This is a genomic window from Pseudoduganella sp. HUAS MS19, from assembly GCF_053615455.1.
In genome coordinates this window covers 1,091,223-1,105,287 of sequence record NZ_CM132133.1, presented here as the reverse complement: position 1 = coordinate 1,105,287, position 14,065 = coordinate 1,091,223, and the positions used below count along the sequence as shown (strand labels likewise).

The 14,065-nt window shown below is 67.0% G+C and carries 12 protein-coding genes; 11 read left to right on the top strand and 1 reads right to left on the bottom strand.

From position 1 onward, the window contains the following. The first annotated feature begins 124 nt into the window (after positions 1-124). Complete coding sequence (locus ACWBU6_RS05140) at positions 125-829, top strand: glutathione S-transferase N-terminal domain-containing protein (protein ID WP_452647765.1); 705 nt, start codon at positions 125-127, stop codon at positions 827-829. A gap of 62 nt (positions 830-891) precedes the next feature. Next, a complete protein-coding gene (locus tag ACWBU6_RS05135; protein WP_452647764.1) occupies positions 892-1,872 on the top strand; it encodes a cyanophycinase in 981 nt (326 codons plus the stop codon). Here ACWBU6_RS05135 and ACWBU6_RS05130 read toward each other — a convergent pair. Continuing rightward, on the bottom strand, positions 1,862-2,401 hold the full coding sequence (locus ACWBU6_RS05130) for a DUF2058 domain-containing protein (RefSeq protein WP_452647763.1): 540 nt from the start codon (positions 2,399-2,401) through the stop codon (positions 1,862-1,864). The genes ACWBU6_RS05135 and ACWBU6_RS05130 overlap by 11 nt on opposite strands. A gap of 51 nt (positions 2,402-2,452) precedes the next feature. Here ACWBU6_RS05130 and ACWBU6_RS05125 point away from each other — a divergent pair, with 51 nt between their 5' ends. The 9 genes from ACWBU6_RS05125 to ACWBU6_RS05085 all read left to right on the top strand — a co-directional run bounded on the left by ACWBU6_RS05125 (position 2,453) and on the right by ACWBU6_RS05085 (position 14,064). Next, positions 2,453-3,301, top strand: coding sequence for a CAP domain-containing protein (locus ACWBU6_RS05125; RefSeq protein WP_452647762.1), 849 nt, complete (start codon positions 2,453-2,455; stop codon positions 3,299-3,301). An 86-nt stretch (positions 3,302-3,387) separates the two neighbouring features. Then, complete coding sequence (locus tag ACWBU6_RS05120) at positions 3,388-3,819, top strand: nuclear transport factor 2 family protein (RefSeq protein WP_452647761.1); 432 nt, start codon at positions 3,388-3,390, stop codon at positions 3,817-3,819. A gap of 14 nt (positions 3,820-3,833) precedes the next feature. After that, the gene (locus ACWBU6_RS05115; RefSeq protein ID WP_452647760.1) at positions 3,834-5,612 is read left to right on the top strand and encodes a tetratricopeptide repeat protein; all 1,779 of its coding nucleotides are present in this window, start codon (positions 3,834-3,836) and stop codon (positions 5,610-5,612) included. A gap of 44 nt (positions 5,613-5,656) precedes the next feature. Next, entirely contained in the window at positions 5,657-8,653 is a 2,997-nt protein-coding gene (locus ACWBU6_RS05110; protein WP_452647759.1) for a triple tyrosine motif-containing protein, read from the top strand. A gap of 145 nt (positions 8,654-8,798) precedes the next feature. Beyond that, a complete protein-coding gene (locus tag ACWBU6_RS05105; protein WP_452647758.1) occupies positions 8,799-9,770 on the top strand; it encodes an alpha/beta fold hydrolase in 972 nt (323 codons plus the stop codon). Positions 9,771-9,773: 3 nt separating this feature from the next. After that, positions 9,774-11,219, top strand: coding sequence for a catalase (locus ACWBU6_RS05100; RefSeq protein ID WP_452647757.1), 1,446 nt, complete (start codon positions 9,774-9,776; stop codon positions 11,217-11,219). Between the two features lie 18 nt (positions 11,220-11,237). Next, positions 11,238-11,894, top strand: coding sequence for a hydrolase (locus tag ACWBU6_RS05095; RefSeq protein ID WP_452647756.1), 657 nt, complete (start codon positions 11,238-11,240; stop codon positions 11,892-11,894). Then, on the top strand, positions 11,891-12,148 hold the full coding sequence (locus tag ACWBU6_RS05090; RefSeq protein ID WP_452647755.1) for a DUF1427 family protein: 258 nt from the start codon (positions 11,891-11,893) through the stop codon (positions 12,146-12,148). The genes ACWBU6_RS05095 and ACWBU6_RS05090 overlap by 4 nt, the downstream gene beginning before the upstream one ends. Continuing rightward, a complete protein-coding gene (locus ACWBU6_RS05085) occupies positions 12,145-14,064 on the top strand; it encodes an amidohydrolase (RefSeq protein WP_452647754.1) in 1,920 nt (639 codons plus the stop codon). Before ACWBU6_RS05090 ends, ACWBU6_RS05085 begins: the two co-directional genes overlap by 4 nt. Position 14,065: the final 1 nt, after the last annotated feature.

The following is a 14,065-nucleotide window of genomic DNA, read 5'->3' as shown; positions in this document are numbered from 1 at the left end:
CATCTTGTCTCCTCGTTTTAGATATTGGCAAAGTTAATTGCTTGGCAATAATAACCCGGCCCGGGCATGAAAAACCGGAATGCCCCATAATCGCGATTCATCGTCCAACCGAGAGAGCTTGAGCATGACTGGCATGACCGACTTCCCCATCAACGCCAAATGGCCCGCGCAACATCCTGAACGCCTGCAGCTGTACTCCCTGCCTACGCCGAACGGCGTCAAGGTGTCGATCATGCTGGAAGAGATCGGTCTTGCTTACGAGCCGCACCTGGTCAGCTTCGACAGCAACGACCAGATGTCGCCGGAGTTCCTGTCGCTGAACCCGAACAACAAGATCCCGGCCATCATCGATCCTGACGGCCCGGGCGGCCAGCCGCTGCCGCTGTTCGAATCGGGCGCGATCCTGCTCTACCTGGCCGAGAAGACCGGCAAGCTGATTCCGCAGGACGCGGCGGCACGCTATGAAACCATCCAGTGGCTGATGTTCCAGATGGGCGGCATCGGCCCGATGTTCGGCCAGGTCGGCTTTTTCCACAAATTCGCCGGCAGGGATTACCAAGACAAGCGCCCGCGCGACCGCTACATCAACGAATCGGCGCGTCTGCTCGGCGTGCTGGAGCAGCGACTGGAAGGCCGCAAGTGGGTCATGGGCGACGAGTTCACCATTGCCGATATCGCGATCTTCCCCTGGGTGCGTAACCTGGTGGAATACTATGGCGCGGGCGAGCTGGTGGGCTTCGAGAAATTCACCAATGTGCGCCGCGTGCTGGGCGCCTTCCTGGACCGGCCGGCTGTGGCGCGCGGACTGAATATTCCAGCGCGCGGGTAAATTTCTGCAAGTGACGGGCGTACAATGGCCGGGCAGGATCCACCCAGCCCGGGAGCATCGCCATGCTACGCCTCCACCGCTTGTTCGCCGTCTTCCTGCTGCTGGCCGCCACGCTGGCAGCACCCGCCTACGCTGGCAAACCTTACCAGTATTACGCGGTAGGCGATCCCACCAACGCGGTCCTGCCGCAGCCGAAAAAATCCAGCCTGGTGCTGATGGGCGGCGGGCCGGACGTCGATGCGGCATTTGCCTGGATGATCCAGAAAGGCGGCGGCGGTAATTTCGTCGTGATCCGCAGCCGCGGCACCGACGCCTACAATCCCTATATCTACGCCATGGGCGGCGCACAGTCGGTGGAAACGCTGGTGATTCCGAGCCGCGAAGCGGCCAGCGATCCCTTCGTGATCGAGCGCATCCGCAATGCGGAAGAACTGTTCATCGCCGGCGGCGACCAGTCCGATTACGTCAATTACTGGCAAGGCACGCCGGTGCAAGCGGCAATCCAGGAACTGGCCGGCCGCAGGATTCCGATCGGCGGCACCAGCGCCGGGCTGGCCTTGATGGGGCGTTTCGGCTTTGCGGCGCTAAATGGCAGCATTACCTCGTCTGAGGCGCTGGCCGATCCCTTCGACAAGCGCATGACGCTGGCGCGCGACTTCCTGTTGCTGCCGGACCTGGGCAGCGTGATCACCGATGCCCACTTCGACACGCGCGAGCGCCTGGGCCGCCTGGTGGCCTTCATCGCCCGCATCGTCAACGATGGCTGGGCCGGCATGGCGCGCGGCATCGGGGTGGACGTGGAAACGGCGCTGCTGGTGGAAGACGGCAGGGGCACGCGCGTTGGCGCGGGCTCGGTGACCTTCCTGCAATCGGTCGGCCAGCCGCAGGTATGCCGGCCGAAGCAGCCATTGACCTACCTGAACCTGCAAGGCCAGCGCATGGCGGGCGGCGGCAGCTTCGACCTGCGCAACTGGGCCGGCTATGGCGGCGCGACGGTGCCGTTCACCGTGTCCGCCGAGGCCGGGATGCTGCTTACCAGGTAAAGTCGTCCGGGATCTTGTAGTCGGCGTAAGGATCGTCCTCCGCCGGCTGCTCGCTGGCAGCTTTCCTGACCGCCACCACCACTTCCGGCATGCGCTCGGCAATCTTCTCGCCCACGACTTTCGGCACCAGCTCGGCCACGCCGTCCAGCACCACGATCGCCAGGCGGCCGTTGACCAGGTGCTGCTGCACCTTCTCCGATACGTAGATGCGCTCGATCTTGCTGCCGATGGTGAAGTTATACGCCAGGTCGCCATTGCCTTTGGGCTGGCGGTGCTGTTGCACCATCTGCACCACCTGCGCCAGGATCGCCTTCTGCCCGGCGGCCGCATCGCGCTGCGCGTTCAGTTCGCGCGCCCGTTCGGCATTCTTGCGCTGCAGCTCCAGCGCCGCCTCGCGCGACTCATCGACGGCCTTGGTGCCGCTGCGCAGCTCTTCCTTGTGCTGCCTGGATTTTTCCTGCTGCACCTTGTTGACCTTTTTCTTGTCGACCAGGCCAGCCTTCATCAATTGTTCTTGCAACGAAACCATGTCTACGCTCCTTTGTTGCCCGCAGTTTAACAGAGCAGGTATAGTGGTCCAATGAAGAGGCTTATTATTTTCGCACTCGCCTGCGCGGCCCGGCTTCCTGCGGCCCATGCCGGCGACGCCGACCAGCTGGCAGCCATGGTCAACGCCTGGCGTGCGGCTCCGGCCACCTGCCAGGGCAAGCTGCGTCCCGCGGTGCCGGTGCTGACGCCAAGGCCCGTGCTGTCGCGCATTGCGCTGCGGCCCGGCACCATCCTGCTGGCGGCCCTGGACAGCGCCGGCTACGATCCCGAAGTGGCGGACGCGCTCAATGTCGAAGGCCCCGCCGATGCGCGCAGCGCCTTCGACGCCTTGCGCGAATCGTATTGCGTCACGCTGGGCAGCAAGCGCTATCGCGACATCGGGACCCACCGCAGCGGCAATGAATGGACCATCGTGCTGGCGGCACCGACGCCGAACCCACTGCTGCTGCTGCCCGATACCGGCGCAGCAGCGCAGCAGGTCCTCAACGCCACCAATGCCGCCCGCGCCCAGGCGCGCCAATGCGGCGACACCTGGATGGAAGCGGCGCCGCCGCTGGCCTGGAACCGGCTGCTGGCCGAGGCGGCGCAGGCGCACAGCGAGGACATGGCGCAGCAAGGCTACTTCGCCCACAAGAACAGGCAAGGCAACGAAGTGCCGCAGCGCGCCGAGGCGCGCGGCTACCGCTGGCGCCATGTGGGCGAAAACATCTCGCGCGGCCAGACCAGCGCACAGGAAGCGGTGGCGGGCTGGATCGAGAGTCCGGGCCATTGCCGCAACCTGATGAATCCCAGGTTCAGCGAGCTCGGCGCCGGCGTCGGCATCCGCCAGGGCAGGCGTCCCGCAGCCTACTGGACCCAGGTGTTCGGCGCCCCGCGCTGAGCTTGACATCCGTCCCCTGCGTACTAGGCTTATCTGATCGGCAGCCTGCGGCATGCCGCTGCAGGTGCCGGTGTTTGGGGGATGTCATGGATACCAAAAAATTCATCAATGAATGCTACCAGCTGTATGCGGCAGGCGACCTGAAAGGCCTGCTTGCACACTTCAACAACGATGCGGACCTGATCAGTCCAGAGTCCGACTACCTGCCCATAGGCGGCACCTATCACGGCCAGCAGCAAATAGCCGAGTACTTCATCAAGATGAATGAAACGGTCCAGTGCACCAGCCTGGAACCCAAGACCATCGTGCAGGAAGGTGACACGGTGGTGGTCACCGGCGATTCGAGCTGGATTGCCCTCAGTACCGGCATTTCCTATGACAATCCATTCGTCCATGTCTTCAAGATGCGCGACGACAAGATCGGATCCGTGCGCAGCTATTGGGATACCAGCAAGCTGGAACATGCCTTGCACCCTGCCACCACCGGCCAGGCTGCCGGAAAACCGCTACATCACTGACAAGGAGAGCTGACATGCCGACCGCCCGTGCCCTGCCCCTGATGCTGTGCCTTGCGGCCGGCGCCCTGCCGACCGGTTCGCAGGCGCTGCGCGAACCGGTCTTCGACCCGCTGCTGGACGGCGCGCTGTGCGCCAGTCCGGCCGGCGGGCGGCCCGTCATGCTGGCGCTGCTGGCACAAGCGGAAACGGCACCGTTCAAGCCGGTGCAACAGGCGCGCACGCCCCAACAGGCCAGTGCGCCGCCGCTGTACAAGGACCTGGGCAAGCTGCATTTTTCGGTCACCACGCGCAGCCCGCGCGCCCAGGCCTATTTCGACCAGGGTTTGCGCCTGCTGTTCGCCTTCAACCACGCCGAAGCCGCACGCGCCTTCCACGCCGCGCAGCAAGCCGACCCGCAATGCGCCATGTGCCATTGGGGCGAAGCCCTGGTGCTGGGGCCGAACATCAACGCACCGATGTTCCCGGAAATGGCGGCGCCCGCGTTCGCGGCAGCCGAGCGCGCAGCGGCGGCGGCCAACAGCGCCAGCCCGGTGGAACAGGCGCTGGTGCGCGCCGTCGGCAAGCGCTACGCCGCGCAGCCGCCGGCCGACCGCGCAGCGCTGGACCAGGCCTATGCCGCCGCCATGACCGAGGCGGCGCGCAGCTTCCCCAACGACGATACGGTGCAGGTGCTGTTTGCCGAATCGCTGATGGACCTGTCACCTTGGAATTACTGGGAAGCCGGCGGCGCCAGCCCGAAAGGCCGCACGCAGGAGATGGTCGATGCGCTGGAACGGGTCCTGGAGCGCAACCCCGGCCATCCCGGCGCCATCCACTACTACATCCACGCGGTGGAAGCCTCGACCCATCCCGAAAAGGCCCTGCCCTATGCCCGCCAGCTGGCCAGGCAGATCCCCGGTGCCGGCCATATCGTGCACATGCCGTCGCACATTTACTACCGCTTGGGCATGTACAAGGACGCGCTGCAATCGAATCTCGATGCCATTGCCATCGACGAGAAGTACTTCCGCGGCGCCGCCAGCGACGCGGTGTACAAGGGCGCCTATTATCCGCACAACATCCACTTCGCGATGGTATCGGCACTGATGGGCGGCGATGGCAAGGCCACGCTGCACGCCACGCAAAGGCTGGAGCAGTCGATCAGCCCCGAACAGCTGCGTGCGATTCCGCCGATGCAGCCGGTGCGCGCCGCGCCTTATTTCGCCCATGTGCAGTTCAGCGGCCCGGAGACGCTGCTGGCGCTGCCGGCGCCGGCCGAGGAATTCGTGCTGCTGCGCGCGATGTGGCATTATGCGCGCTCGGTCGGCTTCGCCCGCAAGGGCATGTGGCACGACAGCCAGCGCGAGATCGACAGCATTGCCGCCATCGAGCAGAAGGCCGACTTCAAGCCGCTGATGGATTGGGGCGTGCCGGGCCCCGATATCGTGCGCACCGCGCGGCTGGTCGCGGCCGGCAAGCTGGCCGAAGCGAAGGGCGAGCTGCCCGGCGCCATCGCCCTGTTCACGCAAGCGGTGGCGGCGCAGGATGTCCTGCCTTATACCGAGCCGCCCTACTGGTACTATCCGGTGCGCCAGTCGCTGGGCGCGGCCCTGCTGAAGGCCGGCCGGCTGGATGAGGCGGAAGCGGCCTTCCGCGCCTCGTTCGCCAAGACGCCTGGCAACGGCTGGGCCTTGCGCGGCCTGCTGGCAGTGTACGAGAAGCGCGGCGACAAGGCCGCGGCAGCGGCCACGCGCAAGCGCTTCGCCGCCACCTGGCTGGGGCCGGAGGGCGGGCCTGAGCTTGCGCGTTTATAGCCTGGCCGATAATCACCTACACTAGCGGAATGTTCTTCCGCCCGATGATCGCTGCGCTCCTGTTCGCGGCGGGCCTGGCCGCGCATGCGGCGCCGCCACGCCTGCTGTCCGACTACACCCATACCGCCTGGACCCGCCTGCAAGGTGCTCCCAGCGACGTCGTCAAGTTCGCCCAGACGCGCGACGGCTGGCTGTGGATCGCCTCGCCGGGCGGCTTGCACCGCTTCGACGGCGCCCAATTCGAGCGCATCGACAGCCTGGCCGGGCACCGGCTGCAGTCGGCCGGCACCATGGGCTTGCTGGCCACCCGCGACGGCGGCTTGTGGATTGGGCACCGCTTCGGCGGCGTCACCGCCTTGGTGGAGGGCAAGGTGCGCGCGTTCTCGCCGGCCGAGGGCTTGCCCGCATCGGCGGTGCTGAGCCTGACGGAAGGCCCGGACGGCACCATCTGGGCCGCTGCCGGCGGCGGGCTGGCCCAGCTCAGGCCCGGCGCCGGACGCTTCGAACGAGTCGCAGCCGAAAGCGGTCTGCCGCAAACCGGCGCGCGCCAGATCTTTTTCAGCCGCAGCGGGCGCCAATGGGTCTCGATGCAGGGCGGCGTCTACTGGCGCGACCCGGGCCGGCAGCAGTTCCAGCGCGCCTGGCCCTACCTCGACCTGATGTCGATCGCCGAAGGGCCGGACGGCACCATGTGGGCCACGGACGGCAAGGACCGCGGCTACCGCTTGCAGGAGCGGGCGCCGGCCAGCGGTGCCGCGCCGCGCGCCGAAGTGGCGGCCAACGGCATCTTCTTCGACCGCAAGGGCAGCATGTGGCTGCTCAAGGCGCATGCGCTGGAGCGCTTGGCCGAAGGCACGGCCGAAGGCGACGCCGCGCAGCAGCTGACGCGCGAGAGCGGCATCAGCGGCGGCCTGCCGCAGACCTGGTTCGAAGACCGCGAAGGCAATCTCTGGATCGGCACCTCGGCCGGCCTGGACCGGCTGCGCCGCAACCGCCTGCGCCTGCTGGCCACGCCCGATGAACTGGACCATCCGGGCATGCTGGCCGACAGCGACGGCCGCATCCTGGTCAGCAATATGGCAGGCGCCACCTACAGCTACAGCAGTGAAGGCTTGCGCCTGCGGCGCGAAGTGGCCGGCATGACCGCCGGCTACCGCGCCGCGGACGGCGCACTCTGGTTCGGCACCGGCAACGAGCGCTGGCGCCGGGCACCGTCCGGCCTGCTGACCCGCTTGCCGCATCCGCCGCAACACGCGCAGCACGACGTGCAGGCCATGACCTTGGACCGCGGCGGCCGCATGTGGCTGTCGCTCGCGCGCAAGGGGCTGTTCATGGCCGAGGGCAACAGCTGGCGCAAGGATGGCGGCGTGGCCGGGCTGCCGCAGGGGCTGGCGCCGGCCGTGGCCACGGACGAGCTGGGACGCATCTGGGTCGGCTACCTGGGCAGCCGCATTGCCGTCATCGAGCATGGCCGGGCGCGCGTCTTCGGTCCCGAACAGGGTGTGCACACCGGCCACGTGCTGGCGCTGCACGTGGATGGCCCGCGCGTATGGGCCGGCGGCGAATTCGGGCTGGGCTGGTTCGACAGCGCCGGCTACCATGCGGTGGAGGGCGAACTGCGCGGCATTTCCGGCATCGTGCGCACGGCGCAGGGCGAGCTATGGCTGCACGGCATCGACGGCATCTGGCGCCTGCCGGCCGCGCAGCTCGCGCAGCTGCTGACCGATCCGGCCCATGTGCCGCGCTTCGAGCGCTTCGATGCCCAGGACGGCCTGCCGGGCAGCGCGGAGCAGTTCCGTCCCTTGCCCTCCCTGGTGCAGGGCAGCGACGGCAAGCTGTGGTTTTCGACCGCCAACCATATCGCCAGCATCGATCCCGCCAACATCCCCCGCAACACGCAGGCGCCGGCGGTGCAGATCCGCGCCCTGCGTTCGGGTGGCGCCTCCTACCTGCCGCTGCCCTCCCTGCAACTACCCAAGGGCAGCAAGGACCTGGCGATCGCCTTCACGGCACTCAGCCTGTCGATGCCGGAACGGGTGCGCTTCCGCTACCGCCTGGATGGCGTGGACCCGGAATGGCAGGAAGTACAAGGCCGGCGCGAGGCGTTCTACACCAACCTGCAGCCGGGCAGCTATCGCTTCAACGTGACAGCGGCCAACGAGCATGGCGTGTGGAACCAGGACGGCGCCACCATGCAGCTGGAGATCCTGCCTTCCTTCACCCAGACCGGCTGGTTCGACGCCATGCTGCTGGCGGCAGCCGCCCTGGCACTGCTTGCGCTGTATGCCTTGCGCGTGCGCCAGCTGACCGACCGCATGCGCGACCTGCGGCAGGAGCGCCTGGCCGAGCGGGCCCGCATCGCGCGCGGACTGCACGACACGCTGCTGCAAAGCGTGCAGGGCCTGATCATGTTCTTCGACCGCCAGGCAGCCTTGCTGCCGCATGGCAGCGAGGAGAAAGCCAGGATCGAACAGACGCTGGAACTGGCCGACCAGCTCATGGCCGAAGGACGCAACTACATCATGGACTTGCGCGGCGACGGCGATGCCGAAAACCTGGCGCAGGTAGTGCGCCAGTACGGCACGGTACTGCTGAACGAACGCTTCCACTTGTCGCTGGCGCAGCCACCGCGCCCGCTGCTCGACCCGGTGCACTGCGAGGTCCTGGTCATTGCGCGCGAAGCGCTGTTCAACGCGGCGCGCCATTCCCATGCGACACGGGTCGAGGTGCTGATCGACTACGGGGCCACCGTGTTCCTGCTCGAAGTCAGGGACAACGGGCACGGCATCGGCGCCCATCCCGGCCTGCCCGGCCATTTCGGCCTGGTCGGCATGCAAGAGCGCGCCGCTGCTGTTGGCGCAGCCTGCACCATTGTCTCGCCACCGCAGGGCGGCACCACGATCCGCCTGCTGGTGCCGGCGCAACTGGCCTATGCCGAACGGCGCACCGGCAGCCTGCTGCGCCGCCTGTGGCGCTGGCTGCCCGGCACGGCGGGCGCCGCCACGGCATGCGCCATGCGGGAGGGCGGTTCCTCATCGTAAGGCGGCGTGCCGGGCCGGGCCAGTGCCGCCTGCCCTCCCTCAAAAGAGGTAGGCGGCACGCCCCCGGATGGGCGATTCGCGGCGCGTGCCGCGTGGCTATTCTTTCAAGTGGATATCAACCACTTAAAGAAGGAAGAACCTCACCATGCCATCCCCTATCAGCAACCGCCGCCGCAACGTCCTGCTGGGCGCAGCCACCGCCGTCGCCGCCGCCGGCGCATCGCTCTCCGCTTCCGCCGCAGCCGCTGCGCCGGCCGCCAAGGGCTCCGCCGCCGTTGGCCGCACCTCCGGTACCTTCATCACCCGCGATGGCGTCGAGATCTATTACAAGGACTGGGGCCCGCGCAACGGCCCGGTGGTGGTATTCAGCCACGGCTGGCCGCTGAACTCCGACAGCTGGGAATCGCAGATGCTGTTCCTGGCCGACCATGGCTACCGCACCATCGCGCACGACCGCCGCGGCCACGGCCGCTCCAGCCAGCCGTGGGACGGCAACGACATGGACCACTACGCCGACGACCTGGCGCAACTGCTGGACCTGCTGGACGTGAAGAACGCGGCGCTGTTCGGCTTCTCCACCGGCGGCGGCGAAGTGGCGCGCTACCTGAGCCGCCATGGCAGCAAGCGCATCGCCAAGGCCGGCCTGATCTCCGCCGTGCCGCCGCAAATGCTGAAGACCGCCACCAATCCGGGCGGCCTGCCGATGGAAGTGTTCGACGGCATCCGCGCCGGTTCGCTGAAGGACCGCTCGCAGCTCTACCTGGACATCGCTTCCGGCCCGTTCTTCAACTTCAACCGCCCGGGCGCCAAACCGTCGCAAGGCATGATCAACGCCTGGTGGATGGCGGGCATGATGGCCGGCCACAAAAACACCTACGACTGCATCAAGGCCTTCTCGGAAACCGACTTCACCGCCGACCTGAAGAAGATCGACATCCCGATGCTGGTGCTGCACGGCGACGACGACCAGATCGTGCCGATCGACGCTTCCGCCAAGGCTGCAGCCAAGCTGCTGAAAAAAGCCAAGCTGGTGGTGTACCCAGGCGCGCCGCACGGCCTGACCGATACCCACAAGGACAAGCTGAACGCCGACCTGCTGGCCTTCATCAAGGGCTAATCCATGGATCGCAAACTGACTACCGCAGCCGGCGCGCCGGTCGCGGATAACCAGAACGTGGAAACGGCGGGCCCGCGCGGGCCCATGCTGCTGCAGGACGTGTGGCACCTGGAGAAGCTGGCCCACTTCCACCGCGAGGTGATTCCTGAGCGGCGCATGCACGCCAAGGGCTCCGGCGCCTTCGGCACCTTCACCGTCACGCACGACATCGCGCGCTACAGCAAGGCTGCGCTGTTTGGCGCTGTCGGCAAGAAGACCGAAGTGTTCGCGCGCTTCTCCACCGTGGCCGGCGAGCGCGGCGCGGCCGACGCGGAACGCGATATCCGCGGCTTCGCCGTCAAGTTCTACACCGAGCAAGGCAACTGGGACGTGGTGGGCAACAACACGCCGGTGTTCTTCATGCGCGATCCGCTGAAGTTCCCGGACCTGAACCACGCCGTCAAGCGCGACCCGCGCAGCAACCTGCGCAGCGCCGAGAACAACTGGGACTACTGGACCCTGCTGCCGGAGGCGCTGCACCAGGTGACCATCGTGATGAGCGAACGCGGCATCCCGGCCTCGTACCGCCATATGCACGGCTTCGGCAGCCACACCTTCAGCTTCATCAACGCGCAAGGCGAACGGCACTGGGTCAAGTTTCACTTCGTGAGCCAGCAGGGCATCGTCAACCTGAGCGACGAGGAGGCGGCGGCATTGATCGCCAAGGACCGCGAATCGTCGCAGCGCGACCTGTTCGAAGCGATCGAGCGCGGCGAGTACCCGCGCTGGACGCTGAAGGTACAGCTGATGACGGAGCAGCAGGCGGCGCAGGCAGCCTTCAACCCGTTCGACCTGACCAAAGTGTGGCCGCACAAGGACTACCCGCTGCATGAAGTGGGCGTGCTGGAGCTGAACCGCAATCCGGACAACTACCACGCCGACGTCGAGCAGGCCGCCTTCACGCCGGCCAATGTGGTGCCGGGCATCGGCTTCTCGCCCGACCGCATGCTGCAATCGCGCCTGTTCGCCTACGGCGACGCGCAGCGCTACCGCCTGGGCGTCAATCATCACGCCATTCCCGTCAACACGCCGCGCTGCCCGTTGCACAGCTACCACCGCGACGGCGCCATGCGCGTCGACGGCAACCAGGGCGGCACCATCGGCTACCAGCCGAACTCGAAAGGCGAATGGCAGGAGCAGGCTGCCTACGCCGAGCCGCCGCTGGCGCTGGACGGCGCCGCCGCGCGCTGGAACCACCGCACCGACGACGACTACTACAGCCAGCCGCGCGCCCTGTTCCGCCTGATGGACGAGCAGCAGCGCCAGGCCCTGTTCGACAACACCGCGCGATCGCTCTCCGGCGTGCCGCTGCATATCCAGCAGCGCCACATCGAGAACTGCAACAAGGCCGACGAGGCCTACGGCGCCGGCGTGTCCGCCGCGCTCGACAAGTTACGACCACTTTGGTAACCACGAAAGGAAATACACATGACCATCACCGCTAAAGCTACCCCGGGCGCCCTGCTGCTGACCCCTCGCGACCACACCCTGGTCATGATCGACCACCAGTCGCAGATGGCCTTCGCCACCCACTCGATCGACGCCGTCACCCTGCGCAGCAATGCCGCCCTGGTTGCGCATGCCGCCGCCGGCTTCGACGTGTCGACCATCATCACCAGCGTGGCCGAGAAGAGCTTCTCCGGACCGGTGTTCGACGAGATCAAGGAAGCCTTCCCTGGCGCCGAAATCACCGATCGTACTTCGATGAACACCTGGGAAGACGAGAACGTAATCCGCCGCATCAACGCCATCGGCAAGAAGCGCATCGTACTGGCAGGCTTGTGGACCGGCGTCTGCATCGTCGGCCCTGCACTGTCGGCGCTGGACCAGGGCTTCGAGGTGTACGTGATCGCCGACGCCTGCGGCGACGTCTCGGCCGAAGCGCACGAACGCGCCATGGAGCGCATGGTGCAGGCAGGCGCGCGTCCAATGACCTCGCTGCAGTACCTGCTGGAACTGCAGCGCGACTGGGCGCGTACCGACAGCTACGAGCTGACCACCGGCATCGCCAAGAAATTCGGCGGCGCCTACGGCTTGGGTATCATCTACGCACAGACCATGTTCCACGCCAAGGAAGGCCAGTGAAGATTTATCTTCTCTCGCTGGGTGCCGGCCTGCTGGCCGGCATCCTGTACGGCATGCTGAACGTGCGCTCGCCGGCGCCGCCCGTGGTGGCGCTGGTCGGGCTGCTCGGCATCCTGCTGGGAGAACAGGTGCCGCCGCTGGTTCGCCAGTGGCTGGCGCCGAAGCAGCAGCAGGTATCCTGGCTGCATGAGCAAGTGAAGCCGCATTGTTTCGGCCAACTGCCATGCGCCGGCACCAAGGAGGACAAGCAATGACTGCTGCACCGGAGCTGATACTCCATAACGGCCGCTTCACGACACTGGACAAGAGCCAGCCCGAGGCCGCTGCGGTCGCTGTGACCGGCGGCCGCTTTTCCCATGTCGGCGAGGCGCGCGAGATCCTGCCGCTGGCAGGGCCGCAAACCCGCGTGATCGACCTGCAAGGCCGGCGCGTGCTGCCCGGCCTGATCGACAACCACTTGCACCTGATCCGCGGTGGCCTGAACTTCAACATGGAATTGCGCTGGGACGGCGTGCGCTCGCTGGCCGACGCCATGGCCATGCTGCGCGCCCAAGTGGCAATCACCCCGGCGCCGCAATGGGTGCGTGTGGTGGGCGGCTTCACCGAACACCAGTTCGCGGAAAAGCGCCTGCCGACCATCGGCGAGCTGAATGCCGTGGCGCCGGACACGCCGGTATTCATCCTGCACCTGTACGACCGCGCCTTGCTGAACGGCGCCGCGCTGCGTGCCGTGGGCTACGACCGCGACACGCCGGAGCCGCCGGGCGGCCAGATCCTGCGCGACAGCGCCGGCAATCCGACCGGACTGCTGCTGGCAAAACCGAACGCGTCGATCCTGTACGCCACGCTGGCCAAGGGACCCAAGCTGCCGCCGGAATACCAGCTCAACTCGACCCGTCACTTCATGCGCGAACTCAATCGCCTGGGCGTGACCGGTGCGCTGGATGCGGGCGGCGGCAACCAGAACTACCCCGAGGATTACCAGGTGATCCAGCAGCTGGCCGATGCCGGCCAACTGACCATCCGTCTGGCATACAACCTGTTCACGCAAAAGCCCAAGCAGGAAAAGGACGACTTCCTGAACTGGGCTGCCGGCAGCAAGTATCAGCAGGGCGACGATTACTTCCGCCACAACGGCGCCGGCGAGATGCTGACCTTCTCGGCCGCCGACTTCGAGGACTTCCGCCAGCCGCGCCCGGACATGCCGGCCAGCATGGAGGACGACCTGGAAGGCGTGATCCGCATCCTGGTGCAGAACCGCTGGCCGTGGCGCATGCATGCAACCTATGACGAGACCATTTCGCGCGCGCTGGACGTGTTCGAAAAGGTCAACCGCGACATGCCGCTGGACGGCCTGCACTGGTTCTTCGACCATGCGGAAACCATCTCGCCGCAGTCCATCGACCGCATCGCGGCGCTGGGCGGCGGCGTGGCGGTGCAGCACCGCATGGCTTACCAGGGCGAGTACTTCGTCGAGCGCTACGGCGCGGCGGCGGCCGAGGCGACGCCGCCGGTGAAGTACCTGTTGGAGTCGGGCGTCAAGGTCTCGGCCGGCACGGATGCCACGCGCGTGGCGTCATACAACCCTTGGGTCTCGCTGTCCTGGCTGACCACCGGGCGCACGGTCGGCGGCATGCGCCTCTACCCGCAGCGCAACCTGCTGGACCGCGAGGCGGCGCTGCGCATGTGGACCGAGAACGTGACCTGGTTCTCCAACGAGGAAGGCAGGAAAGGCCGCATCGCGGTCGGCCAACTGGCCGACCTGATGGTGCCGGACCGCGACTTCCTGCGCTGCCCGGAGGACGAGATTGCCGATACCACTTCGCTGCTGACCGTGGTGGGCGGCAAGGTGGTGTACGGCGCAGGGCCGTTCGGCGCCTACGATCCGCCCATCCCGCCGGCGATGCCGGACTGGTCGCCGGTCAGCCGCTACGGCGGCTATGGCGCCTGGGGCAGGATGCCAGGCGCCCTGGCGACAGGCAGTGCGGGACATGGCGCCAACGCGGGGCACGCCCGCACGGCCGCCATGGCCGCGGCGGCAGCCTGCGGCTGCTCCAGCAAGTGCGGCATGCACGGCCACCAGCACGCGACTGCATGGACCCGTTCCCTGCCGATCGCAGACCTGAAGTCGTTCTGGGGCGCGCTGGGCTGCTCCTGCTGGGCGGTGTGAC